This window comes from Pseudonocardia endophytica, from assembly GCF_004339565.1.
In the GTDB taxonomy this organism is placed as follows: Bacteria; Actinomycetota; Actinomycetes; order Mycobacteriales; family Pseudonocardiaceae; genus Pseudonocardia; species Pseudonocardia endophytica.
This window is the reverse complement of the sequence record NZ_SMFZ01000001.1, coordinates 1,147,748-1,172,349: the sequence shown is the minus strand read 5'-3', so window position 1 is coordinate 1,172,349 and position 24,602 is coordinate 1,147,748. Positions and strand designations below refer to the sequence as shown.

The 24,602-nt window shown below is 68.3% G+C and carries 26 protein-coding genes; 9 read left to right on the top strand and 17 right to left on the bottom strand.

Annotated elements, in window-relative coordinates; genetic code table 11:
- Nucleotides 1-266: 266 nt before the first annotated feature.
- Nucleotides 267-947: a DUF5710 domain-containing protein gene (locus tag EV378_RS05075; RefSeq protein ID WP_132421546.1), complete on the top strand. Its 681-nt coding sequence runs from the start codon at nt 267-269 to the stop codon at nt 945-947.
- A 51-nt stretch (nt 948-998) separates the two neighbouring features.
- Here the strand turns inward: EV378_RS05075 and EV378_RS05070 are convergent, their stop codons facing one another.
- The 3 genes from EV378_RS05070 to EV378_RS37000 are packed head-to-tail and all read right to left on the bottom strand — an operon-like array spanning nt 999 to nt 3,289.
- Nucleotides 999-2,186 (bottom strand): serine/threonine protein kinase, encoded by a 1,188-nt coding sequence (locus tag EV378_RS05070; protein WP_243653291.1) that lies wholly within the window; start codon nt 2,184-2,186, stop codon nt 999-1,001.
- Nucleotides 2,170-2,913 carry a caspase family protein gene (locus EV378_RS05065; protein WP_132421544.1) on the bottom strand — a complete coding sequence of 248 codons (744 nt, stop codon included), beginning with the start codon at nt 2,911-2,913 and terminating at the stop codon, nt 2,170-2,172. Before EV378_RS05065 ends, EV378_RS05070 begins: the two co-directional genes overlap by 17 nt.
- A gap of 31 nt (nt 2,914-2,944) precedes the next feature.
- The gene (locus EV378_RS37000) at nt 2,945-3,289 is read right to left on the bottom strand and encodes an effector-associated constant component EACC1 (protein ID WP_424511204.1); all 345 of its coding nucleotides are present in this window, start codon (nt 3,287-3,289) and stop codon (nt 2,945-2,947) included.
- Nucleotides 3,290-3,680: 391 nt separating this feature from the next.
- On the opposite strand from EV378_RS37000, the gene EV378_RS05060 reads away from it, so the two are divergent.
- Nucleotides 3,681-4,724 carry a hypothetical protein gene (locus EV378_RS05060; protein ID WP_132421543.1) on the top strand — a complete coding sequence of 348 codons (1,044 nt, stop codon included), beginning with the start codon at nt 3,681-3,683 and terminating at the stop codon, nt 4,722-4,724.
- A 71-nt stretch (nt 4,725-4,795) separates the two neighbouring features.
- Here EV378_RS05060 and EV378_RS05055 read toward each other — a convergent pair whose 3' ends face one another.
- Complete coding sequence (locus tag EV378_RS05055) at nt 4,796-7,522, bottom strand: NACHT domain-containing protein (protein WP_132421542.1); 2,727 nt, start codon at nt 7,520-7,522, stop codon at nt 4,796-4,798.
- Nucleotides 7,523-8,075: 553 nt separating this feature from the next.
- On the opposite strand from EV378_RS05055, the gene EV378_RS05050 reads away from it, so the two are divergent.
- The 4 genes from EV378_RS05050 (at nt 8,076) to EV378_RS05040 (ending at nt 10,985) form a co-directional block, all read left to right on the top strand.
- Nucleotides 8,076-8,681 (top strand): TetR/AcrR family transcriptional regulator, encoded by a 606-nt coding sequence (locus EV378_RS05050; RefSeq protein WP_132421541.1) that lies wholly within the window; start codon nt 8,076-8,078, stop codon nt 8,679-8,681.
- A 99-nt stretch (nt 8,682-8,780) separates the two neighbouring features.
- The gene (locus EV378_RS05045) at nt 8,781-10,172 is read left to right on the top strand and encodes a flavin monoamine oxidase family protein (RefSeq protein WP_132421540.1); all 1,392 of its coding nucleotides are present in this window, start codon (nt 8,781-8,783) and stop codon (nt 10,170-10,172) included.
- Between the two features lie 102 nt (nt 10,173-10,274).
- The gene (locus tag EV378_RS35220; RefSeq protein WP_165922145.1) at nt 10,275-10,442 is read left to right on the top strand and encodes a hypothetical protein; all 168 of its coding nucleotides are present in this window, start codon (nt 10,275-10,277) and stop codon (nt 10,440-10,442) included.
- Between the two features lie 246 nt (nt 10,443-10,688).
- A complete protein-coding gene (locus tag EV378_RS05040) occupies nt 10,689-10,985 on the top strand; it encodes a ribbon-helix-helix protein, CopG family (protein WP_132421539.1) in 297 nt (98 codons plus the stop codon).
- A 231-nt stretch (nt 10,986-11,216) separates the two neighbouring features.
- On the opposite strand, the gene EV378_RS05035 is transcribed toward EV378_RS05040, so the two are convergent.
- The 6 genes from EV378_RS05035 to EV378_RS05010 form a co-directional block, all read right to left on the bottom strand.
- Nucleotides 11,217-11,939: a dienelactone hydrolase family protein gene (locus EV378_RS05035; protein ID WP_132421538.1), complete on the bottom strand. Its 723-nt coding sequence runs from the start codon at nt 11,937-11,939 to the stop codon at nt 11,217-11,219.
- 123 nt (nt 11,940-12,062) lie between these two features.
- Nucleotides 12,063-12,770 (bottom strand): hypothetical protein, encoded by a 708-nt coding sequence (locus EV378_RS05030; RefSeq protein WP_132421537.1) that lies wholly within the window; start codon nt 12,768-12,770, stop codon nt 12,063-12,065.
- 42 nt (nt 12,771-12,812) lie between these two features.
- Nucleotides 12,813-13,655 (bottom strand): DMT family transporter, encoded by an 843-nt coding sequence (locus EV378_RS05025; protein ID WP_132421536.1) that lies wholly within the window; start codon nt 13,653-13,655, stop codon nt 12,813-12,815.
- An 83-nt stretch (nt 13,656-13,738) separates the two neighbouring features.
- The gene (locus EV378_RS05020) at nt 13,739-14,350 is read right to left on the bottom strand and encodes a hypothetical protein (RefSeq protein WP_132421535.1); all 612 of its coding nucleotides are present in this window, start codon (nt 14,348-14,350) and stop codon (nt 13,739-13,741) included.
- Nucleotides 14,335-14,916, bottom strand: a complete 582-nt coding sequence (locus tag EV378_RS05015; RefSeq protein WP_132421534.1) for a hypothetical protein — start codon at nt 14,914-14,916, stop codon at nt 14,335-14,337. The genes EV378_RS05020 and EV378_RS05015 overlap by 16 nt, the downstream gene beginning before the upstream one ends.
- Before the next feature lie 4 nt (nt 14,917-14,920).
- Nucleotides 14,921-15,208, bottom strand: a complete 288-nt coding sequence (locus EV378_RS05010) for a hypothetical protein (protein WP_132421533.1) — start codon at nt 15,206-15,208, stop codon at nt 14,921-14,923.
- Between the two features lie 109 nt (nt 15,209-15,317).
- Between EV378_RS05010 and EV378_RS05005 the strand changes: the two genes are divergently transcribed.
- Nucleotides 15,318-15,890 (top strand): hypothetical protein, encoded by a 573-nt coding sequence (locus tag EV378_RS05005; protein ID WP_132421532.1) that lies wholly within the window; start codon nt 15,318-15,320, stop codon nt 15,888-15,890.
- A gap of 25 nt (nt 15,891-15,915) precedes the next feature.
- On the opposite strand, the gene EV378_RS05000 is transcribed toward EV378_RS05005, so the two are convergent.
- On the bottom strand, nt 15,916-16,677 hold the full coding sequence (locus tag EV378_RS05000; RefSeq protein ID WP_132421531.1) for a DUF5995 family protein: 762 nt from the start codon (nt 16,675-16,677) through the stop codon (nt 15,916-15,918).
- Between the two features lie 75 nt (nt 16,678-16,752).
- Nucleotides 16,753-17,229: a hypothetical protein gene (locus EV378_RS04995; protein WP_132421530.1), complete on the bottom strand. Its 477-nt coding sequence runs from the start codon at nt 17,227-17,229 to the stop codon at nt 16,753-16,755.
- A 143-nt stretch (nt 17,230-17,372) separates the two neighbouring features.
- Between EV378_RS04995 and EV378_RS04990 the strand changes: the two genes are divergently transcribed.
- Nucleotides 17,373-18,665, top strand: coding sequence for an MFS transporter (locus EV378_RS04990; protein WP_132421529.1), 1,293 nt, complete (start codon nt 17,373-17,375; stop codon nt 18,663-18,665).
- The gene (locus EV378_RS04985; RefSeq protein ID WP_132421528.1) at nt 18,658-20,115 is read left to right on the top strand and encodes a pyridoxal phosphate-dependent decarboxylase family protein; all 1,458 of its coding nucleotides are present in this window, start codon (nt 18,658-18,660) and stop codon (nt 20,113-20,115) included. The genes EV378_RS04990 and EV378_RS04985 overlap by 8 nt, the downstream gene beginning before the upstream one ends.
- A 96-nt stretch (nt 20,116-20,211) precedes the next feature.
- Here the strand turns inward: EV378_RS04985 and EV378_RS04980 are convergent, their stop codons facing one another.
- Genes EV378_RS04980 through EV378_RS04960 form a run of 5 tightly spaced genes read right to left on the bottom strand, consistent with a single transcriptional unit; the run spans nt 20,212 to nt 24,591 of the window.
- Nucleotides 20,212-20,604, bottom strand: a complete 393-nt coding sequence (locus EV378_RS04980; RefSeq protein WP_132421527.1) for a YchJ family protein — start codon at nt 20,602-20,604, stop codon at nt 20,212-20,214.
- 49 nt (nt 20,605-20,653) lie between these two features.
- Entirely contained in the window at nt 20,654-21,178 is a 525-nt protein-coding gene (locus tag EV378_RS04975) for a type II 3-dehydroquinate dehydratase (protein ID WP_207908579.1), read from the bottom strand.
- A gap of 13 nt (nt 21,179-21,191) precedes the next feature.
- Nucleotides 21,192-22,178, bottom strand: coding sequence for a CaiB/BaiF CoA transferase family protein (locus EV378_RS04970; RefSeq protein WP_132421526.1), 987 nt, complete (start codon nt 22,176-22,178; stop codon nt 21,192-21,194).
- The gene (locus tag EV378_RS04965; protein ID WP_243653290.1) at nt 22,175-23,212 is read right to left on the bottom strand and encodes an alcohol dehydrogenase catalytic domain-containing protein; all 1,038 of its coding nucleotides are present in this window, start codon (nt 23,210-23,212) and stop codon (nt 22,175-22,177) included. The genes EV378_RS04970 and EV378_RS04965 overlap by 4 nt, the downstream gene beginning before the upstream one ends.
- A complete protein-coding gene (locus EV378_RS04960; RefSeq protein WP_132421525.1) occupies nt 23,209-24,591 on the bottom strand; it encodes an MFS transporter in 1,383 nt (460 codons plus the stop codon). The genes EV378_RS04965 and EV378_RS04960 overlap by 4 nt, the downstream gene beginning before the upstream one ends.
- Between the last annotated feature and the right edge of the window lie 11 nt (nt 24,592-24,602).

Here is a 24,602-nt window from a genome sequence, read left to right as displayed (position 1 = left end):
TGCCGGCCGGCCTCGATCTCGATCAGGAGATCCCGGGCGGGTTCTGGGAGTGGGTACGAGGCAGCGACGGGCGGTGGTTCGGGGTCGTCACGCTGCACATTCCGTACCGCGACGGCCGCACCGAGCGCTACATCGCCGACCGCCAGCTCGTACCTTCACATGCCCTCCGACCCCGCTGAACGGCCGCCGACGCAGCCTTCGTGCTCGATTAATGTCGGTGGTCGGTGAGACCCTCGGTCGTTGAGACGACGAGGGAGGCGACGACCATGGGCCAGCCGTCCAGCAGCACGGCCACCACGCGGGCGGATCGCATCTGGCTCGACGTCCCCTACGCGGAGAAGGATGCCGCGAAGGCAGTCGGCGCGCGCTGGGACCCGCACGCCCGCCGCTGGTACGACCCGCGACCGGCCACGCCCGAGCTGCAGCAGTGGGCTGCGCGCCCAGAGCTTCCCGACCTGCTACCGGGCGAGGACCGCACCTACAAGCCGGGCCTGTTCGTCGACCTCATTCCGACGACGTCGTGGTTCACGAACGTCCGCAGCTGCGTCGCACCCCGCGACTGGGATCGCGTCCGCTGGATGGTCACCCGCCGAGCCGGCCGCACCTGCGAGGCATGTGGAGCGGCCGAGAACCGCGCCGAACAACGATGGCTCGAAGCACACGAGCGGTGGGCCTACGACGCCAAGCACAGCGTCCAGTCGCTGCGCCGGCTCGTCTGCCTGTGCACCGACTGCCACCGCACCACCCATTACGGCCTCGCTGAAATACATGGAACGGCGGACCAGGCGTTCCATCACCTGATGGCTGTGAACGGCCTCAGCGCTGCGCAAGCGAAAAGCCATATCTCCGACGCAGTCGACCTGTGGCACGCCCGGAGTCTTCGAGAATGGTTTCTGGACTTGACCGTCCTAACCCGGCAAGGGATCGAGTTGGTCCCACCCAGATGAACGCCAGATCACATGCTGCGGGCGTGGTACGCCCCAGATCCTCCTACGCGGTCACCGAACTCCGACCAAGGCGGCAATCACAATCATCAGCACAAGTAGCGCAACGAGAAGAAACAACCCTCCGCTGCCGCTCGACTTCCTTGCGTCCTGTCGTTCAGAGCTCAGTGAACCCCCGGCGCTTCGTGCCGGTTCAGCCATTCGCTGTATCGGCTGCTCGACTACGACTTTATTGGCCTGCTCGGCTTCGCCGTCGGGCTCGGCAACATCTTCTCCCACTTCCGCCTGAGGATATCCGGCGCCGACGAGAGCTGCTACGGCGCTAGCGACTGCCTGGTCCAGTTCCAGCTGCATATCGGAAACAGATTCATAGCGATCGCTCGGGTCTTTCGCAAGTGCCCGCAGCGCGATCTTGTCAAGCGGCTGAATTGCTGAGGACGACGTTAATGCCGACGGCGGATCAGGCTTCTCGCGAAGGTGCATGTAAGCTTGTTCTACGTCTGACTCTCCAACGAAGACTGGCCGCCGAGCCAGTACCTCATAGAGAATGCAGCCGATTGAGTAGATATCGGAGCGCACGGTAACAGCCTGCCCGGCCGTTACCTCTGGGGCCGTGTAAGCGGCTGGCAGGCCCTGCGGAGGTGAGGAGTTCGCTCTTGCCTCTAGGTCGGATAAATAGGATGCAAATCGAAAGCCGCCTAGTTTAACCCGGTCGAATGTATCGATTAGTAATGTCTCGGGCCGGAGGTTGCGGTGAACGATCTCCAACCTATGAAGTCGATCTAGCGCGGCCATAAGTGGTCCGAACCAGCGCTGTACGATACTTATAGTATCTGCCGCCTCGGATTCGGTGATTGGCAACCTTTCTCGGAGCGATCCAGCGTCCATGTCTTCCAAGATCACGAAGAGTGCTTCGGTCGATTCACGAAAAGTCAGACCTGATTCATATACTGAGACAATTGCTGGATGAGCGGCAGCAGCCAGAATCCGTGTGGTCGCCCTAAAGCTGCGCAAGACAGCGGGCGTGATCTCTTGGTCGGCTTCTGCGAAGGTGAACCGAACGACAACCTGCCTCCCGAAATCTTGGTCGAAGTACCTCGCTACCTCAGTGTTTCGGGAACGATGGAGAGTCTCACGAAAATCGAAACGATTGCCAAAAGCCTCCGCCGCTCGCAAAATGTCACCTGAGGGCAGACGTCGAATTAGATCTGAGCGCAGGTGTGCCCTATTGCGGGCAATCACTAGTCGTCCAGCAGTATTTCTCTCGCGCTTCTGCGGGAGTGGTCTCGATTTTAGCCTTGAGTGCGCTGAACACTCTCCGATAAACTAGATCTACGTCAAGGTATTCGGCCTCAGAGTTCACGCCGCGATCAAGGACATCTAGGAGTTCTCCTGTGAACGCGGTGAAGTTCTCTCCTTCTGGTGCCAAAGCCGCGCTATTTTCAGGCGCGGAGGCAATAACTAGCGTGCCCTCCGCAGCGGCTTCTTCTGCAAGAGCGGTGGCGGCGTCTCCCATTAAACCGAGTGCGCGGCCGCTATAGCAGCAGTCGAGAATGATGAGTTTGCGTCGAGCCGGACTTCGGAGGACTTGCTGTCGTACGAGGTCATACCGAACAGCGGTATAGGATCGATCGGCAATGGATCCGCGAAGTGCAAGATGCAGCTCGCCGGTTTCGCGATCGACCAGTCCATGGCCTGAGTAGTAGACGATGAGCGTGTCTTCCGCGCACGAAGCAGCTTCATCAACCGGCGTGACCAGTTCCGTCAGCGAGTCCGGATTCTGCACGGTGACACAATGCTGCTGCGGCAGGCCCCATAGATCGAGATTGCGGAAGGCCGCCGAAAGCGCGGCCACGTTACGCGAAACAGATGGCAAGCTACTGAGATGGCTAAATTCGCTGGCGCCAATTAGGACAACGCGCGAAGCCGACGGGTCGGGGAGGCGGCCGAACGCAGCTTCATCAGTCACGCTGAATCAGTCCACGGCCATCGAAAGAATTTCAATCGATCTCCTTAAGGAGTCGCGTCAAGTCATCCGGGGAAAACCCCTCAGCGTCGACTCGAATGGAGTCTCCTTTCCTGGTCTTGATCTCAACCGATACCTTTGGCCGCTGGGCAGCGATCCAGGATTGAATTGATTGGACCAGTACTGTTACTGCTCCGCCGCTAGCGAGGCTCGCGACAAGTACGTCGCTAAGCCCGCCCATCTCGCCTTTAGGGGTAATGTCAGCGACCGGATACGTCAGACGGCCTCGAAGGTCTTGCTCATTAGACAGCCATCTTTCTAGGTGGTGCAGTTCATCGATCGGATTCTCACCGTCGACGACCCGCAAGTTGAGCTGCATGCAGCACCCTCCGCTTGAGTCCCTGCTCGACCTTCGTTCGGTAGAACGCATCCGTTACTTCTGGGGTCGGAGCACCTCAGCGGTTGAGTCCAAGCTGTTGTCGGGCGACGAAGAGTGACCGAGCACGTCCGTACGGCAAGACAAGGCTGTGGACAACGTCCACGAACCAAGTACGCCGCTTGCACCACCCGCGGCCGGCGGTGGCGTGTCGGATCGATCTGTACCGCAGATTCGGCGAGCTGGAGACACCGATCTTGCCGCTCGCGGAGGACTGGCAAGAGCCGAGCTGCATCCCCGTCACAACTCGACGGTGGCGCGGGGGTGTGACAGCCCGTGGTCATCGGTGCTCACCTCTACGCTCGCCTCCTCGACACGACGAAGGAGGCCAGCAGTGTCCGACGACCGGCGGCCGCCATACGAACCCGCGGACGGGCACGGGGACGAGGAAGCAACCAATGACGCCAGCAATGTCTGGCAGCCGTCCGAGGAAGCCATGAACAGCCTCGCCCGAGGTCTGGACGCTCACGTCGAGCGGATCAGGAGGATCATGCAGCCACTGGCTGGCCGGATCGCCGAGCTACCGGTGGTGAAGCGTCAGACCGACGCCATCTCTGCGGTGGTCGCCCGCAACCAACAGCTGATCAAGATCCAGACCGAGGCAGCGCAGGCCGTGGCGGAGCATCTGCAGCAGATCGACTTCGTCTGGCTCGAAGGCTTACGTGAACAGCTCGCCGGCGTCCTTTCCCGGATCGACTTCGGCAAGATCGCTGACGCCATACATCGGGGACTTCCGCCGAACTGGCAGGAGCTCAATGACATGGTTCGCATCAGCGAGCTCTTCGACATCACCGAGGCCGGCTACCCGACCGCATGGGTGCCTCGAGCATCGATCCTGAACCAGCTGATCCAGGCTGAGACGGACGACGAGCGTGGCCAGATCTTCGCGGGCCACCAAGCCGAGATCATCGAGGACTGTCGGACCGTCATTGCCGACGTTGTCGACGAGGATCTTGTCGAGCTGGCCGAGATGCTCGAGGAGATGCTGACTGTGGCTGAGGGTGGCCACCTGGTTGCTGCGCAGGCCCTTGCTGCGTCGATCTTCGACACGACGTTGCGCTTCACAATCGAGCCTGAGCGCATTAGTGGCTACTACGCAAAGGTCAAGGCCGAGATCGAGGATCACAAGGAAAACGCTTCGCTGTCTGAGCTGCGGTGGGGACTCGTGCACATTCCTGCCGTGGCAGCTCTGAAGATGTTCAACGCTCCTGCCGGTGACCCAGTCCCCGATCGGTTCAACCGCCACGCCAGCGCACACGCTGTCGGACGTGTGCAATACAGTCCAGCCAACGCGCTCATTGCTGTGACACTGGCGACCTCGCTGGTCCGTGAGGCTCAGGAGCAGATTAGCGAGGAGACCGAGGACGATGCTGCTTAGCTGGAGTTGCGGCGCGGTCGCGTAACCGGCTTATCCAGGAAACTTAGCCTGACGCCGTTTCGACGGATCTTTTAACCGTCCTCAAGTAGCGAGTAGCTGACATCGTCGCGTTGCATGGCGTCGCTGAGAATCTTTCGGATCTGAGAACGTTTATCGGATATGCTCATAACGTACTCGATTAAGATTTCGCGGGCGGGTATTACCCAAGCCGTTGCGGGCGTTCCATCGTAACTGATCGTCAATATTCTTGATGGATCAGAACTCGCCGTTAGGCGTCGTTTAGGGGTGCCAACACTAACCAATCTGCTATTGAGATCCTCACCTATGCAGAATTCGTCAGTTGCATCAGAAGTGTAGTCGGGATGAAGCTCCGGACCACGCTCTTCATCATAGTCTGCCAGTTTACTGGTCGCAGCTGCCGCTATCGCGTCAGTGTCAGAGTCGACGAGACCCGAAAGGAAGGCACGGAGCGAGCCTGGTGTGCCCTGTGCGATGCGCGCGTCAACCTCCTGGTTTACAGCAGACCGAATATCCCTCGACTCGGCCATCAGTGGCGCCAATGTCCGGGCCAGCCGGGTAATATGTTCACCGATCGGCCCATTCAACAGGCGCATTGCAGATTGTGTAAGTTGCAACTCATATCCCGGTGCGTGCGCAGCAAATCCATCCGCAAGCGCATCGATGGCTAGTGCGGCTCCCGGCATGACTAAGCGGTGCGCCCACAATAGTTGGTCGATCCTGTCTAGCCTCGCCACTACCGCATCGCGCATGCCGCGGCGATCGTTAAAGATGTAGCCGGAAGCCAGGAGCCAGGTGTTGCTCCAGTGTGCTGACGTGATCAAGGTCTGCAATCTGTCAGCTGCGTCTTCGCCCGCCATGAGCGCGCGGGCAGCAAAGAACTCGGTCAGGCTGCGAACCTCGAACGCCACACCGCTCTGCCGGGGCACCATTAATACGAGACGTTCGCGCGCTAGGCGTAGAAGCTGGCCGATTAGCGGGTCGATGTCCGTGGAGGTGTAGCCATCCTCGACTAGGATATCGCGAGCGATACGTTCAACAGCGTCAATAGGAAGAATCGACTCGGCTTGACCCTCTCGCTCGGCCCTACAGTGAATAGTTAAGGCGCACTGCTCATGAAGACCATTAACCTGGCTGCGGTACCTTTCAAGAAGTACGCCTAGCTCGCCAGCCTTATTGCATTCGCGTGCGAAGATTGTATCGTAGTAGGCACTGAAGAGCGCCCATCGGCTTGCTGGCGCGCGCGTTCGTTGCTCGAGGATAAGCGCCAGAATCGTGACCTGTAGCGGCGTGGTCATTACTTTCGCTGTGTCATCGCTCTTTGCAGCATGCGACAGCCGCTGCAGCGTCTGCTCTTGGCGTTCGGGGCTGGCTTCGAACCGTTTCTCTAGCAGGCGACGCGCATATCTGATGGCATCTTGAGTAGAAAGGGGGACTAAATTTAGGTGTTCAAAGTCGACGCGGGGATCGTCCTCATAGCCAATTGGCCGCGACGTGCATAGCATCATAATGTCTATTTGAGCCGCTGCCATCTCTTCTAGAAAGTCTGCAATCTTGATAGAGACGTCGGCCCGGACGCTCGCGGATGAAACTTCGTCGAGCCCGTCGAGGGCCACGAGAGTTGGCCACTTCCGCATCAATGCTTTAACGTCCGCAACAGAGACGTCTTCCGAAGCGCGCTGATTAATTAGATCCGTCACATGCTGCAGGAGCGTCAACTGTCGAAACTTGCTTACGGCGTCAGCGTACTTACCTAGCACTACCCGCACTGGCAGGCGGTGCAAAGTCGGTTGGGATAGACCACCGGCTAGCAGCATTTGTTGCACGTCGCCAGCGAGGCGGCTGGTTTGTCGAGTTATGTGACCCGGGGCATAAGAAGCAAGCATTGAACTACGGTAGATTTGGCATATTATTCTCGATAGAGTCGATTTTCCGGAACCTGGTCCTCCGAGCATTATCATGCGATCGTTTGCCGCGGGGTGGAGCGCCGGGTGAAGAATGTGATCCGATCGTGCGATGACTGCCGAAATCGCAGTAGTTAGTGACGCTGAGTCAGTCTGGGCCGGAAGGTCAACAGCTACATCGGCTAGCTTCAATGGTGTGTTGGCCATGTCGCCTGATTCGCCAAGCTCGACACTGGAGTCATCGGCAATGGCGCGGCTTAAATGTCCAATCCAGCTCTCCGCGATTCGACGCTCGTGCCCGTCCAGAACTCCAAAGAGTCGACTTAGTACATCTCCAGGAAGGACTAAGTCGGCGTACGCATGCCGAATATCTTCGCTGCCTTCTAGGAGTCGATCCAGATATTCGGCGTGCCAGAGCGCATGGTCGAGAAGGTCGGGTAAGCCAATTCTATTCCCATCCTTATCTTGCATGTCTCGATATACGGTAACAAGCTTGTCCAGGCGATCGATCCCCCCGGACTCTGCCACTGCGGTCAACGGCACATTTGTTGCAATGATAAGATACTTCGGCGGGTTCAGTTTGCGTCTACTTGTGGGTTTGATCCACGCGTCCAGCTCCGCCGTAACTTGCTCAAAGAACCACTTCTGGTCTTCACTCGTTCCAGTTAGTCGGTCACGGTACTTGGCTTGGATGACTCCATAGCCGTCCCACTTCGCCTTGCCATCGAGGTGGACCTCTCCGTCGAAGGTCGCCTCCCGGCCGCCATCGGGGCCCCTACCAAAGACTTGTATTCCGGGGCCAATGCAGTCGAGGGCCAACGCCTGAACCATGTGCTCGAACCGTTGACTGCCCAGCCTGGTCAAGTCAAACAACACATGCGCGAGGGTAGACGATCTGCGCCTTCCGACCTGCACTGCCCTTTGCGGGAGCTCAAGCGACCGCAGCTTCCAGCCGTACAGGTTGAGGTTGCCGATTTAAGCTGCTCCGCGGTGATCGGCCCCGAGGCTCCTCTACCACGTACGAGCCGCCACATAGGAGCGTCGCGTGACACCATCCGTGACACGAACGTTGGGGGTCTAGTGTGGTTCTGGCTGTTTGGCGCGGTGTACCTGGCTGCAGTTGTCGCAGGTTGTGGCGGTAGTCGATGTCGTCGGCGCTCTTTACACCCGAGCGGTCGCAGGTTCGAACCCTGCCGCGCCCACTCTCCGATGTCGCCTGCGGTCTCTCTGCTTCGCGTCGGTTGCGTCGCCGGTGAGTCGTCCTCGTTCATGTGGTCGTGACCGCACTCCGCCGAACTGAGCACTGCGACGTTCCTGGCCCTGGGCAGGCTTGAGCGCGCGGTTCGTGGAGGAAGCGGCCCGCCCGCTCGGATCGTCGACGCCTGCCGACATGGCACCATCTCAGTCGTCTGACCGGGAAGGTGGCGCCGTGCCCTACGTCGAAGCATCCGTCCGTCGCGCGCAGCTGATCGGCGCCGCGCGGACCGCACTGGCACGCGACGGCGTCGCGGGCACGTCGCTGCGGGCGGTCGCCGCGCAGGCCGGCGTCCCGCTGGGGACGATGCAGTACGTCTTCCCGTCGAAGGAGAAGCTCCTGCAGGCGGTCATCGAGGACGTGGTCGAGGAGATCGCGGAGGTGCTGCAGGACTCGGCCGAGCTCGACCGGGGACTGGCGCACGCGATCCGCGAGGGTGTGCGGAGATTCTGGTCGAGCCTCGTCGCAGGCCACCGCGGCCTGCAGCTCATGCAGTACGAGCTGACAACGTATGCCCTGCGGGCTGGAGGGCAGGAGCACCTGGCCCGGTGGCAGTACGAGCGCTACTGCCGTGTCGTCGCCGAGTGGTGCCAGGCTGCCGCGCACCGGGCGGGGGAGACGTGCGCTGTTCCGTTCGGCCGGCTCGCCCGCGTCATCGTCGCCGGCCTCGACGGGCTGATCCTGCAGTACGTCTGCGACCCCGACGAGTCCCGCTCTCGCGAGGACGTCGAGGCGATGGTCGACATGGTCGTCGCGCTCGCGGGCCCCGGCCGAACGTAGGCGCGGCAGGTACCGGACCTTGCGTCGTGCCGAGGTCGACTCGTATGTTCCGTGAATCAGTCATACGACTGACTTGATTGGTGAGGCGTGGAGGCGTCGATGTCGGACCTGGACGTGGTGGTCGTCGGAGCGGGGCTGGCCGGGCTGAGCGCGGCGCGGACCATCGCGCGGTCCGGGCGGTCGGTGACCGTGCTGGAGGCGCGTGACCGGGTCGGCGGGCGCACCGAGGGTGGCGTGCTCGAGGGGCAGCCGATCGAGCTCGGTGGCACCTGGCTGGGGGAGGGCCACACCGAGATGTACCGGTTGGTCGCCGAGCTGGGTCTCGAGACCTTCCCCACGTGGAACGACGCCGGAACCCTGGTCCTGGACCTCGGCGGCAGACGGTCCCGGATGCCGTCGCACAAGGGGGCGACGCCGAAGCTGAACCCGATTGCGCTCGCCGATCTCGCCCAGGGTTTGGCCCGGTTCGGGAGACTGGCCCGCAGTGTCGATCCGGCCGCTCCGTGGGCGCACCCGCGCGCGGCGCTGCTCGACGGGCAGACCTACGAGTCCTGGCTCCGTCGCAACCTGCGGACGCCGACCGGGCGTGCCTACTTCCGGGTGCTCGCCGAGGCGATCTACTCGGCGGACTCCACGGACCTGTCCTTGCTGCACACGCTGTTCTACACGGCCAGCAACGGCGACATCGAGACGCTGATCTCGGTGGACCGGGGCGCGCAGAGGGACCGCGTGGTCGGCGGCTCGGTCCGGGTCGCGCAACGACTCGCCGAGGACCTCGACGTGCGGCTGGGAGCGGTCGTCTCCGGCATCGTCCAGGACGACGGGGGAGTCACCGTCACGACGAGGACCGGCGAGCACCTGCACGCGTCGCGAGTGATCGTGGCACTCCCCCCGACGCTGTCGGGGCGGCTGGACTACTCCCCGGTCCTGCCGGCCTGGCGCGACCAGCTGACCCAACGGGTACCGGCCGGCACCGTGGCGAAGTGCTTCGCGGCGTACCGGACGCCGTTCTGGCGCGACACCGGCCTCAACGGGCAGGCGATCTCCGACACCGGCCCGGTCAAGGTGACCTTCGACGTCTCCCCGCCCGGCGCCGAGGTCGGTGTCCTGCTCGGCTTCGTCGAGGGCGGCGACGCCCGTCGCTGGCAACGGCTCCCCGACGAGCAGCGCCGCACGGCCGTGCTCGACCGCTTCGTGCGCTACTTCGGCCCCGACGCGGCGGATCCCGTTTCCTACGTCGAGAAGGACTGGAGCGCGGAGGAGTTCACGCGCGGCTGCTACGGCGCCCACTTCGCCCCCGGCACCTGGACCAGCTACGGCCCCGCCCTGCGGGAACCGGTGGGACGCATCCACTGGGCCGGCGCGGAGTACGCCGTCGACTGGAGCGGCTACATGGAGGGCGCCGTCCGCTCCGGCCGGGTCACCGCCGAGGACGTCCTGAACGAGCTGGACCGGACGAGCGAGCGTCGGCCGGCGTCGTCTGTGGGGTGAGCGTGCAGCCGACATGGCGGGACTGCGACGAGTGTTCCGTCCCGTGAGGTCGGGGACGCGGGTGGCCGCAGCCCGACCGACGGCGTCCGGATCGCGACGGCGGTGGAGCTGATCGTCGTCGGGTGGGTGCGCGTCGTGGTCTCGGTCGCGGTCGCCTTCCATGCCGACGACCTCGCTGGGGACCGCGACGCCCTGATGTCCCGGGAGACGGCGTATACGACAGAGGGCTGCAGGTCGCCATCGGTCTTGCTCTCGACGGGTTATGTCTGACAAAACTTGTCCGGGTGCGGGTCAGGTTCACGTGTCCTGCCCGCCGGCACCGCGTCGGCAAGGCGCACGCAATGCACGTCATCAACTCGGTCTCGCCGGTCGCAGTGCCGGCGACGGAAACCGCAGACGTTCGGCTCGTGTGGATCGGGCCCGACGATCCCGGTGTCGAGTTGGAGATCGTCGCGCTCGACCTGCCGGACGAATGGTTGGTCGTCCATGTCGTGCCGACGGCCTTGAGGAGGACCGATGAGCGAGGGTCACGAGGTCGGTCCGGACGTCGATCTGGATACCGAGGAGGTTCGGGACCGACAGGGCCGGCGGGTGACCGAGGCGTACGCGGAGCAGGCCGCGGCGGAGGCGTTGCGGCTCGTGCGGCCGGGTCGCCCCGCGCTCGGCGAGGTGGGGCGGCATTCGCCGCGGGTGTCGTTCCGGGTACCGGAGCAGGTTCGGCGTCAGGCCGAGCAGCGTGCGGTGACCGAGGGTCGATCGGTGTCGGAGATCGCGCGGGACGCGTTGGAGAGGTATCTGCGCGACGCCGGCTGACCTGACGAGACCTACCTCCGCGCACGGTCCACCCGCCTTCGGGCGTGACACCACTCGTGACACGAACTCTCGTCGCGTGGCGTGGTCTCCGCCGTTCGATTGGGGGTGGAGCGCGCACAGTAGTCGCAGGTCGTGGCCAGGAGGGACGTCGTCGGCGCTCCTCACACCCGAGTGGTCGCAGGTTCGAGCCCTGCCGCGCCCACGCATCTGACCGGCAACGTCATGACCGGATCACTGGGTCACGGGCAGGCACTCGGTGAGCAGGTCGACGACGTCGCGCCAGGCTCGTTGTGCGTGCCGCGGGTGGTAGTCGACGCCGGGGACCGTCGCGTGGCCGACCGGCGGGTGGTGGAAGGCGTGCAGGGCGCCGCCGTAGACGGTGAGGCGCCAGTCGACGCCGGCGCCCTGCATCTCCGCGGTGAACGCGTTCCGTTGCGCAGGCGGCATGATCGGGTCTTCCGACCCGACCCCCGCCCACACCGGGCAGCGGATGCGCGCCGCTTCTCCCGGTCGCCCCGTGGTCACTGCGTTGACCGTCCCGATCGCGCGCAGGTCGACGCCGTCGCGCCCGAGTTCCAGCCCGATGGCGCCCCCGGTGCCGTAACCGAGGGCGGCGATCCGGTCGGGGTCGGTCCGCGGTTCGGCGCGCAACACGTCGAGGGCCGCACGGCCGATTCCCCGCATCCGGTCGGGATCACCGAGCAGCGGCATGCACCGGGCCAGCATCTCCTCGGGGTCAGCCAGATAGCGCCCGCCGTGGAGGTCGAAGGCCAGCACCACGTACCCCATCTCGGCGAGGGCATCGGCCCGGCGGCGTTCGACGTCGCTGAGCCCCACGCCCTCCGGCCCGAGCAGCACCGCGGGCCGCCGGTCGGTACCGCCCGGGAGCGCGAGATGCCCGATCATCGTCAGACCGTCGGCCGTGTACTCGACCGGACGCGTCGCCATCGTCATGAGACTGAACGGTAGGGACCGTCAGGCCCGGTCCGGCCGGTGTTCGCCGCCGGCATAACAGCGCGGGTGGCCCCGACATGCGCGAACCGTCACAACCCCGGTTCCCGCGGCAGCACCACCGGCTCAGCCGTGACCCGGCCACGTCGCCGGCGGCGGCCCGAACGCCTGCTCGGCCGAACGGATCACCGCACGGGCGATGGCCAGGTTCCCGGTGACCCCGATGGCCACCCCGATGCCCAGCGGCAACGCCCGTCCCAGCGCCAGGGTGCCCTGGCGGATCAGGAACCGCTTCGCGAACCAGCGCACCAGGAACGCGTTCAGGGCGCCGAGCCGTCCGATCGGCAGGCGGTCGGTCACGTCCTCGGCCCAGCCGCGCGAGCGTCCGGCCAGCTTCTGCAGGGCCTCCTGCGCACCCTGCCCGACGACGACGCCGAGCACGATCGCCTGCCGGCGTTGCGGTTCGTCGGTCGGCAGTGCGTGTACCTCGGCGACGGCCAGCGTGTAGAGCACGGCGGCGTCCAGGGTGGCGACGGCCTCGGTGGTCGCGGTGGCCAGGGACGCGACGGTGCCGAGCGCGGGGACGATGGCCAGCGCACCGCCTCCGGCGCCGGTCAGGGCGACCGCGGTCCGGTACTGCCTGCCCAGGGTCGTGATCACCTCGGCCGGGGTCGCGTTCGGCTTCTTGCGCCGGATCGCCGCGATCCGTGCGGTCACCAGCGGCTGCTGCGCCTTGAGTGCCCGTTCCACCCCCTGCCGCAGCACCCACCCGCGCAGGCCGCGCGGCCCGTCGCCGGACGTCGGGGTCAGCGTGCCGTTCTTCCGTTCCGCCACGTCCGATTTCCTACCGCGTCCACCCGCCGGCCGCGCGGCGGGTCACCTGCCGACCGTCACCAGGACGACGGTCGCGGCGGCGAGGAGCAGCCCGACGGCCTGCAGCCTGCCGATCCGCTCGCGCAACACGGCGGCGGCCATCGCGACCGTGACCGCCGGGTACAGCGCGGCGATCACCGAGACCACGGTGAACAGCCCCTCGCGCGTCGCCAGCAGGAACGACGCGACCGCGACCGCGCTGATCGGACCGAACGCGAGCACCGGCCCCAGCCGGCCGTCCCGGCGCGGGATCCACGGCTGCCGCAGCAGGGTCGCGACGACGGCGATCGTCGCGGCCGAGACGAGCCAGAGCAGGGCGAGCGGGAGGAACCCCGATCCGTCGCCGATCTGGCCGACGAACGCGAACTGGGCGCCGAAGCCCAGCCCGGCGACCGTCCCGGTGACCACTCCGTCCGACGTGGATCCGTCCGAGGCCGAGCCGGGTGCGCGGGGGATGAGGTAGACGGCCGGGAACGCCAGCGCGATGCCGATCCACGCCGTCACCGACGGCTGGTCGCCGGTCGCGACACCCACGACCACCGGCACGAGCGTCGCACCGATGCCCGAGATCGGGGCGACGATCCCCATCCGGCCGCGCGCGAGGCCGCGGTAGAGGGCCGCGATGCCGACCGCCTCACCGACGCCACCCGCCGCGGCCCAGCCGAAGTCGGCGCCCGTCGGACTCCCGGCGAACACCAGGGCCAGCGCGGCGGTCACCAGCGCGGACACGAGCTGCGCGACGAGCGCGACCGTCCAGCTGGACCGCGTCTTGCTCAGGACCCCGCCGATGTAGTCCGACGTGCCGTAGGCCAGCGCCGAGACCAGGGCGAGCCCGACCGCTAGCACGGGCCACCCGCGTCGTCGCACATGCGTGTGAGGTTACGAGCCAAGATCGTCGAGAGACGACGGGGTTTTCCGGCGGGCCGGGATCAGGGCGCCGTGACGGCGGGCCGACCGACCGATCGTCGGGTCCGACAGGCCGGCGACGGGTCCTCCGGAGGAGGCTGCGGAGCGCCGAAGTGGATCGCGAGCTGGGCGGGCGTGACCAGTGCCGCGTCGACGTCGTAGACCGCCCCGGCCGCGAGCAGGGCATGCGCGACGAGTCCCGAGCAGGTGTGCGTCCCGGCGACGCTCAGGCTCACCGGGCGCCCGGTGGCGGACGTCAGCGCCGTGCTCACGATCGCCAGCGCGTTGTACCGGGCCCGCCCGGCGAACGCGTGCAACCCGATCGCGACGACACGCTCGCGGACCTCCGGCGACGCGGTGACGTGCACGACCTGGTGGGGTCGCATCGCGAGATCGTCGAGATGCGAGAGCCGCATCCCCTGGCCGAACGCCTCGAGCAGGTCACCGTCCGCGCTGACGACGAGTGCGGCGTGCGTGTAGCCGGCGTACCGGCGGTGTTCGGGGGCGAGGCGGGCACCCTGAACCAGCTTGATCAGCTGGTGCTTGCGGTGGCCGCGCGCGACGCCGAGCACGAAGTCGCCGGGTTCGATGCTCGTGCCCTCCCCCGGGGAGGGCTCCGCTACGCGTCCATCCACGGCCGGAGGTAGTCCTCGTCCAGCGCGGCCGGGTCCTCGACCAGGCCGATCAGCATCCGGACGCGCAGAGCCGCGTCACGGGTGAGGCGGAACGTCTCGTCCCGGCCGAGCACGTGTTCGGGTCCGAGGTCCTGCGCCGTGGCGACGATCCGATCGGTGGCGGCGCGGACGGCCCCGGCGTCGTCGGCGGCCATCCCCGGTTCGACGCCTGCGTCGACGGCCGTCCTCTCGATGTCCAGGAGGTGCCCGCGGAGCCAGCCCCACGCGTCCTGCGTGAGCTCGTCGGACCACACCCGGTCCGACGGTTCCGGCCCGCTGAACACGGGATGGAAGTGCGCCGCCGAGTACGGGTCGTCGGGGACGTCCGTACGACCGAAGATGTCGGCGCGCCAGAACGTCCGGTCCACGACGAGCCGTTGGGCCGCGGACTCGCTGCCGCGGTGCTCCTGGGGCTCGAGCAGCGCGATCTCGACGCGCGCGCCGGTCTCCGTCGTGGCGTCGGCGGCCACCTCGAACCAGCGCCGGACGGAGATCGCGATCCGGGTGAAGCTGAACGTGATCAGCATGGGGTCACGACGAGTACCGCGGGTGCAGGGTCCGGTCGCGCCGGTCGTACTCGTCGAGCCACTCCCCGCCTTCCGGGGTCACCCGCACGCTGCGGAGCTCACCGTCCGGGCCACTTGCCGGCTCGATGTAGCCCATCTCGCGGACCGACGCGGCGAACTGCAGCGCGATCGACTCCTGGACCTCCGACATCGACGGCTGCCCGAAGACGATCTCGACCGGTGAGGCGTCGCCGTCGCCGGCCCGTACCCGTCGCAGGAACTCGGCGAGCCGGGAGTCGGACTTGGCGCTCATGGCAGGGAACGTAACCACCGGAGCCCCGATCACGCCATGGCCGGAGCGTGTAGCACTCCCGGCCCTCTCGACGACTACCCCGACAGTCGAGAAGGGACGGGATCCGACGATGCCCGAGGTGATCCGCTTCACCAGCAACGTGACGGACTGCAGTACCAGCGACGGCTACCAGTTCGAGTTCCATTGCCAGCGATGCGGCAACGGCTACCGCTCGACGTTCCGTCACTCCGTGACCGGGTTCGGCGGCCGTCTGGCCGCACTGGGCGGCACGATCCTCGGCGGTGAGATCGGCAGCCGGATCCAGCAGATCGGGCTGATGGCGCAGTGGAACCGGCCCAGCACCCGCGGCACCATGAGCGACCAGCACATGGTCGAGGCCGCCGCGGACGTCGCGCACGAGTTCCGGCAGTGCGGCACGTGCAGCGACTGGGTCTGCAGCGGCGGTTGCTGGGACGAGCGCGTCGGCCGTTGCCGCAACTGTGCGGTGACGACTCCGGTGCCGGGGCCCTCCTACGGCACCGTGCCGGGCGACGTCCGCTTCTGCGGGCACTGCGGGGCCCAGGGATCGGGCCGGTTCTGCGGGTCGTGCGGCACGTCCTACGACGCGCCGCCGTGCGTCGGGTGCGGCTCGCCGCAGCGCGGTACGGCGTTCTGCCAGAACTGCGGCGCGCCGGCCGGCTGAGTGCCGGACCAGGTGGTCCGGACGGTCAGGGCAGCGTCGGCGCGCCCAGCAGCATCCGGCCCGCGAGCGACGCGGCCCGGTCCTGGGCGCCGAGCTCGCGGGCGTACGCGTTCTGGAACCTCTGCCCTCCGCCGTCCTGGTCGGGGTCGTAGGTGTCCCACACGTCGACGGCCGAGTCCCACGCCCAGCTGCGGGTGACGCGCACGACCAGGTCGGACGCGAAGTTCCCGAACCGGTCCAGGATCCCGCCGTCGCGGGTCTCGGCGAGGAACGCGCCGAAGTCCTCGCGGAGCTCGTCCATCTCCTCGGCGAAGATGTCGTTGACCTGGTCGTAGTCCTCGCGGCGGGCGTCGTTCGGCGGGAAGTCCCGCCACGTCTCGATCAGGGCGAACGTCAGGTCGAAGTTGACGTGGGCGTTCACCCCGCAGGCGGCGAAGTTCACGTGCCGGATGTCCTGGTCGCGCCGCCGGTCGAACAGCACCGACCAGGAGGCCGGGGTGTCCGGCGACCCGGACTGGTAGGCCTTGATCGCCGCGAGGTACCGGCGGGCGAACTCCAGGTCGAGGCGGGTCAGGAAGTCCGGGTCGTTGAACCGGCGCGTCTTCTTGCGGTCGACGGTGTCCAGCACGTTCTGCGTGATGATCGTGTAGAGCCGGGTGAACGCCGAGATCCCGTCGATCTCCGGCTGGAAGAGGTCCTCGGCCGACGCGTCGCGGATGGCGCTCAGCGCCGTCACGACCTGCGGGATGGACGAGACCTCACCGGTGAACTCCGCCAGGCTGCGCACGGGTGCGGACTCGGCGGGAGCTGACCGTGCGTTACCGCTCGCTGACGCTGGTGGCGGTCGCCGCCATGGCCGGTGTCACGCGACGAACGCGATCACGCCGGTCGCCAGCGCCGCGAACACGACGCCCCACACGGTGACGGCGATCGCCTGCCAGATGATCACGGTCCGCCGGTCCAGACCGGCGCCGATCATGGCGAACGTCGAGATGGCGGTCGCCATCACGAACGGGCCGAGCAGGCTGGCCACCGGGACGCCGAACCTGTCCACGTTGGTCAGGACCTTCCTGGCCCGCCTGCTCGGCTCGCCGCGGCGGCTCGCGACCTTGCGCTGCACGGCGCTCCCCGCCCGGACGGCGAGCGCGACGGCCAGCAGGTTCCCGACGATCGCGGCGAGCGCCGCGAGCACCACCGGGACGCCGGTCAGCGTGCCCACGAACGCGCCGAAGTGCGACTCCAGGAACGGGACGAGTCCGATCACGAACACGGCCAGGAACTGCAGCACGGGGTGCAGGCCGCCGACGAACTCGACGAGCTGGGGGACGAACGAGTCCATGGTGGACCTCTCTGCGTGGTCTCCGGTCGGTGTCGAGGTCCAGTTCAGACCGTGCCGTTGCGGCAGGGTCAAGCTCGAGGTCCATGGCGCCGATCACCCGCTGCCCTGTCCGCGCGGATCGGCGGTCGCTAGCGTTGCGCCTCATGGCCCTCCCCGCCCGGGTGCGTCGCGGCTACGCGATGGGCAGCGTCGCGACCGGCACGTTCGGCACCGTTCCGGGCCTGTTGCTGCTCCCATACCTCACCGACACGCTCGGCGTGGCCGCGATCGTCGCCGGCCTGATCGTGTTCGTGCCGAAGGCGTGGGACGTGGTGCTGAACCCGATCGCCGGGCGGATCAGCGACCGCAGCCAATCGCCGCGCGGTCGTCGCAGGCCGTTCCTGCTGAGGGCCGGCATCGCGCTGGCGGTCACGTTCGCGCTGATCTTCGCCGGACCGTCCGGGCCGCCGGCGCTCGCGGCGGTCTGGGTGCTCGTGGCGTTCCTGGTGTGTGCCACGGCCTACGCTTTCTTCCAGGTGCCGTTCAACGCGATGCCCGCGGAGATCACCTCGGACGCGGGGGAGCGGACGCGGATGATGACGTGGCGGGTCGCGGTGATCGCCATCGCGATCCTGCTGTCCGGGGCGACGGCGCCACTGATCGTCGACACGTTCGGCTACACGGCGATGGGTGCCTACGTCGGCGTGCTGCTGCTGATCGGCACGGTAGGCGCCTACGTGGCGACGGCAGGCGTCACGGAGGACGCGACCGAGGCGCCGAGAGGCCCGCTGCGCGAGCAGCTGCGGGTGGTCGTCTCCGAGCCCGATTTCCGACGGCTGCTGGTCGCGTTCGTCGCCCAGGCGCTCGGTGTCGGGGCGCTGCTGGCCGGCGTCTCCTACGTCGCCCGGTACCTGCTCGCCGACCCGGCGGCCTCGTCCGTGCTGTTCGCGGCGTTCGTCGGTCCGGCGCTGCTGGTCAGCCCGCTGTGGGAGCGCTGGTGCCGGCACCGGGGGAAGAAGGCCGGCTACCTCGCGTCGACCGTCGTGCTCGTCGTCGGGGCGGTGGCACTGTGGACGGTGACGAGCGACGTGGCGTGGCCGTCCTACGTCGCCGCCGGGATCGCCGGCATCGGGTACGCGGGCACGCAGGTCTGCCCGCTCGCGATGCTGCCCGACGTCGCCGCCGCCGCGACCCGGGCGTCGGGCGCCAACCGCATCGGGATCTTCACCGGGCTCTGGACGGCGGGGGAGACGCTCGGGCTCGCGCTCGGCCCCGGCCTGTACGGGCTGGTCCTGGCCGTCGGCGGGTACGCCGAGTCGACGGGAGGGACGGCACAGTCCCCGTCGGCGCTGACCGCGATCGCGGTCGGCTTCACGATCGTCCCTGCGGTGCTGGTGGCACTCAGCCTGCTGCCGCTGCGGAGGTACTCGCTCGACGAGAGGACGGCGCATGCCTGAGCCCGGCGACACGGTCCTGGCCCGCCTGGAGGCGCTGCGCGGCGGCGACCTGCCCACGCACGGCGGGCGCACGCTCGCCTACGTCTACGACTCCGGGCTCGCCGAGGCGGACCGCGTCGGACGGGAGGCGCTGGCGAGCTTCGGGTCGACGAACGGGCTGGACCCGACGGCGTTCCCCAGCCTGGCCGCGATGGAGCGCGATCTCGTCGCGTTCGCCCGGCCGCTGTTCCACGCACCGGAGGGCGCCGTCGGCACGGTCACCTCCGGCGGGACCGAGTCGATCCTGCTCGCCGTCCAAACCGCGCGCGACGCACGGTCCGATGTGGAGTCCCCGGTGATGGTGGCTCCGTCCACGGTGCACGGTGCGTTCCACAAGGCGGCGCACTACTTCGGCGTCGAGCTGGTGACCGTCGACGTCGACCCGGACACGATGCGCGCGGACCCGGGAGCGATGGCCGACGCGATGGACGCGGCAGGGGAGCGGCTGGTGCTGGTGGCCGTGTCCGCGCCGTCCTACGCGCACGGCGTCGTCGACCCGGTCGCCGTGGTCGCCGCCGACGCGGCCGGGCGCGGCGTGCGCTGCCACGTCGACGCGTGCATCGGTGGCTGGGTGCTGCCCTGGATGGCGCACCCCGACCCGTGGGACTTCGTCGTCCCGGGCGTGACCAGCCTGTCCGCGGACCTGCACAAGTACGCCTACACACCGAAGGGCGTCTCGCTGCTGCTGTACCGCGACCCGGCCCTGCGCCGGCCGCAGTTCTTCGCCAGCGCCGACTGGCCCGGCTACACGATGCTGAACGCGACGATGCAGTCCACACGCTCCGGCGGTCCGCTCGCCGCGGCATGGGCGGTCGTGGCGCACATCGGCGCCGACGGCTACCGCGCGCTCGTGGCGACCACCGTGGACGCGACGCGGGTACTCGCCGACGCGGTGCGCGGGACGGAGCATCTGCGCCTGGCCGCCGAGCCGGACGCGTCGCTGCTGGCCGTGGCCTGCGACGACGCGCTCGACGTGTTCACCCTGTCCGACGAGATGGGCGAGCGCGGCTGGTTCGTCCAGCCGCAGATGGCGTTCCGCGGGCTGCCCGCGACGCTGCACCTCACCGTGTGCGCGGCGACGGCGGGCGGCGTCGACGACTTCGTGGTCGCGCTGCGCGAGTCGGTGGACGCGGCCGTCGCGGCCGGCCCGGTGACCGTCGACCCCGACCTGCGCGCGGCCGCAGCGGCGCTCGACCCGTCCACACTGGACGACGCCGCGTTCGACGGCCTGCTCGCGCTCGCCGGCCTGGGCGGCAGTGTCGATCCCGCCTCCGCGGGAGGAAGCACGTCGGCGGGTGGCACGGTCTCGGTGCCGAAGCGGATGGCCCCGGTGAACGCGCTGCTCGACGTCGCCCCACCGCGCCTGCGCGAGGCGCTGCTGATCGCGTTCCTGGACCGGCTCACCCGCTGACCCGCCGTCAGCCGTGATCGACACCGGTTGACATGGCGCTCATGGCTGCTCCGGCACTGGTCGAGCAGCCATGAGCGCCATCTCGACCGGATCGCCTCACATCCAGGTCGTGTCCCCGTCGCGGTAGACCCACCGTCCGGACTCCTTCACGAACCGGCTGCGCTCGTGCAGCACGCCGGTCCGCGGTCCCTCCTTGTGATGGGCGCGGAACTCGACGACGCCCTCGGTGTCGAACAGGCTCCCGCCGGAGCGGTCCAGGACCTCCAGCCGGAGCCACCGCATCGACGGGTCCAGGGTGATCTCCGACGGCCGCGTGTCCGGGTGCCACGTGCGCCGCAGGTGCTCGACGTCGCCCCGGGCGAACGCCGTGAACCGCGAGCGCATCAGCGCCTCCGCCGTGGGCGGCGCGGCACCGTCCGGGCCGAGGTAGCGCCCACAGCAGGACTCGAACGGTTCGGGAAGGCCGCACGGGCAGGGTCGGGGAGCCACGGCCGACGAGTATGCCGTGTCAGTGCCGCTCGAGGCTGCTCAAGGCCGCTCAGTGCCGGCGCGCGCCTCCGTCCAGGAACGACTCGTCGTCCAGCGCGAGCGTCAGGGCCAGCAGCGCACCGAGGTAGCTGTACTGCCGCAGCCCCATCACCAGCCCGGTCGCGGTGTAGGTGAACCGGCTCGTCTGCTGCTGGAAGTGCGGCGCGACCTCGGCGAAGTGGCGCGCGGTGTTCGCGAAGTGCACCTCGACCACCGGTTTCGTCGAGTCGTCCAGCGCGTGCCGGGTGGCCTCGCCGTACGTCGTCAGGCCGGCCGGGTTGATCACGTAGCCGTGCACCTCGTGCTGCGTGCGGTGCACGAACTCGAGGATCTCGCCCTCGTGGTTCGACGCGAACGGGACGACCTCCACGCCGAGGTCCTCGGCCGTGGACCGGACGAGCGCCTGCAGGTCGGCGAGCGACCTGATCGGTCCGTAGATCTTCTCGCTGCGGTTGCCGAGGTTGGGCATGTTGGGGCCGTCGATGACGCCGATCGTCCAGCGTCGGGCGTCGTCGGGGCGGAAGGAGGCGAGCACCGGGGGAGTCCTCTCAGGAGTCGAGTCGCGGCGCGGGACCGAGCCGGTCCAGCAGGACGGCGGGCAGCGGGGACAGGTCGCCGTCGGACGGGAAGCGGGTCGCGATCTGCTCGCGGGCAACGGGATCCGCCGTCGCGTCGGCCGGTCCGAGCGGGAGGTCGCGCTGTTCGGCGAGCGCGACGACCTCGTCGAGCGTCATCGTCGCGACGTCGCGTTCCAGCCGTTGCCGGATCTCGGCGCCGTGGGTCCGGCGGTCGACGTAGCGGGCCAGCCGTTCGTCGTCGACCCAGTCCGTCCAGCCGAGCGCCGCGCACAGGCGCCGCCACATCGCATCCTCCAGCAGCGCGACGACGACGCGCTCGCCGTCGGAGGTCACCAGCGTCCCGTAGGTGGGTTCCGGGCCCGGTTCCAGACCGGCCGGCTTGATCCGCGTCCAGGCCACGGCGGCGTCGAGCATGCTCATGTCCAGGTACGCGCCCCCGCCGGCGTGCCAGGCCGCCGTGATGGCGAGCGCCGCGGACGTGCCGGTCGCCAGGTCCACCCACGGCACGCCGATGCGGGTGACGTCCCCGGAGATCGCGCCGGCCATCGCCTGCAACGACAGGTCGTGCGTCGGGTGCCCGGCCAGCGGACCGGTCTGCCCGGCCCCGCTGACCGAGCAGTACACGAGCTCCGGCCGGATCGCGTGCAGCGTCGCGGCGTCGCACCCGAGCCGGGCCGTCACGCCGGGCCGGAAGCCCTCGACGACCACATCGGACTCGCGGGCGAGCTCGAGCAGCCGCGCGCGGCCGTCGTCGGACTTGAGGTCCAGCACGACGCTCGCCTTGCCCGCGTTGACGTTCGCAAACAGCTCCGGGTCGAGATGGCGGGCGGCATCGCCGGACGGCGGCTCGACCTTCGTGACGGTCGCGCCGAGCCCGGCGAGCAGGAACGTCGCGTACGGGCCGGGGAGCTGCTGGGAGAGATCCAGCACGCGCATGCCGCGCAGCGGGCCGGTCACGGCACCAGCACCGCCCGCCCGGTGACCTCGCGCCGCTCGACGGCCGCATGGGCCGCCGACGCGTCCTCCAGCGCCCACGTCCGCGCAGGCACCGGCATCACCGCACCGGACGCGACGAGCCCGACGACGTCGGCGAGGTCCGTCGCGTCCGCGTGCGCGGAGCCGTACACGGTGAGCTCCTTGAGTATCGCCAGCCCCGGCTCCAACGGCAGCGTGCCCGGTTCGGTGTTGCCGATCAGCACCAGCCGCCCGCGCGGTCCGAGCGCGCGCAGTGCCGTCCGGAACGTCGGACCGCCGGTCAGCTCCAGCGCGACGTCCGCGCCGCGTCGCCCGCCGAGGTCGCGGACGCAGTCGCGCACCGCTCGCGTGTCCGGCGAGACGAGCACGGCGTCCGCGCCGAGCTCCAGCAGCCGCTTCTCCTTCGCCGCCGTCCCGGTGAGCGCGACGACCGTCGCGCCGAGGTGCTTGGCCAGCTCGACGGCGTGCACGCCGACCCCGCCGCCCGCGCCGGTGACGAGCACGACGTCACCCGGCGCGGTGCCCGCGCGGCGCAGTGCCCGCCACCCGGTCCCGACGGCGCAGGACAGGATCGCCGCGGCCGCGTCCGGGATGGTGTCCGGCACCGGCACGACGTTGCGCGGCGAGGCCAGCACGTACTCGGCGTACCCGCCGGGCACGTCCTCGCCGTAGAACCCGGGTCCCTGCCGGCACAGCGTCGTGAGGCCGGCCGCGCACTCGTCGCACCGTCCACAGGGGATCCGCTGCACGAGCGCCACCCGGCGGCCGACCAGGTCCACCTCCACATCGGACCCGGCCGCGACAACCTCGCCGGCGATCTCGTGCCCGAGCACGGCACCGTGCCCCGCGGCGAGCGCCCCGCTGCGGGCCAGCAGGTCGTGTCCGCACACCCCGCAGGCGCGGACACGGACCAGCAGGTCGCCGTGGCCAGGCTCTGGCATCGAGCAGGTGCCGGGGACGAGCACGTCGGGCCCGCCCGTGCCGTCGAGCGCGACGCAGCGCATGTCGCCGGTCACGGTGCCGTCCGGGCGGGCGGTGCGTCGTCCGTGGCCGCGGCCGTGTCCTGGACGGCGTCGTGCTCGAGCAGCAGGTCGCGCCCGGCCGTCTCCGGCATCATCAGGAACAGGACCACGAGGCTGAACAGCGCGACCCCGGCCAGGAAGAACCCGGGCGAGTAGGACAGCCCGGTACCCGCGACGAGCGCGGCGGCCAGGAACGGGCCGAACCCCGACGGCGGGCCGACGCCCAGGTTGAACCCGAGCGAACCGCTGGTCAGGCGCGTCGACGCCGGGAACAGCTCGATCATGACCAGGGACGTGTTCGCGTTGATCGGCGCCTGCACGACGCCGTAGATCACGAGCGCCAGCAGCACCAGCGCGGCGTTCCCGGTGGACAGCAGCATGAACACCGGCACGGCGAGCACGACGTGACCGATGCAGCCGAACAGGATCGTCCGGCGTCGTCCGAACCGGTCGGACAGGCGTCCGGCGATCGGGCAGAGCGCCGCGTAGACGGCCAGACCGATCGCGACCAGCAGCGCGGACTGGGTGCGTTCCATCTTCACCGTCGCGGACAGGAAGTTGACCACATAGGACGTCAGGTAGAACAGGCCGACGCCGCAGATCCAGGAGAACGCGAACGTGATCAGCAGCGGGCGCCAGAGCTTCGGGTTCACCGCGTCGCGCAGCTTCGCCCGCGGCCGGTCGGAGGCCTGCTCGATCTCCTTGAACACGGGCGTGTCCTCGAGCCTGCGCCGGATGTAGAGCCCGAGCAGGGACAGCGGCGCGGCGATCAGGAACGGGATCCGCCATGCCCAGTCGGCCATCTGGTCCGCGGTGAACGCGAGCCCGAACCCGAGGGCGAGCGCGGAGCCGCCGATGAAGCCGAACGCCGCCGCCATCGACGGGTAGCTGCCGCGCTGGCCGCGCAGCCCCGGTCCGGCGGTCTCGATCAGGAACGCGGAGCTGGCGCCCCACTCACCGCCGACCGAGAGGCCCTGCACGCAGCGTACGAGCACCAGCAGGATCGGCGCGGCGATCCCGATCGTGTCGTAGCCGGGGAGCAGGCCGATCACGGTCGTGGCGGCGCCCATCATGGTGATGGACAACGACAACGACGCCCGCCGCCCGATCCGGTCGCCGATCAGTCCGAACACGACACCGCCGACCGGGCGCAGCAGGAACGCCACGCCGAACACGGCCAGCGACTGGAGCAGCTCGGTCGTCGGGTCGTCGGACGGGAAGAACGTCGCCCCGATCGCGACGGCGAAGAAGCCGTAGAGCGCGAACTCGAAGTACTCGAGGAAGTTGCCGATGATGCAGGCGAACGCGATGCGTCGTTGCTCGGCGCGGGAGGGGAGAGCTGGGGGGAGTGCGGTGGAATCTGCAGTGGACAACGGAGTCTCCT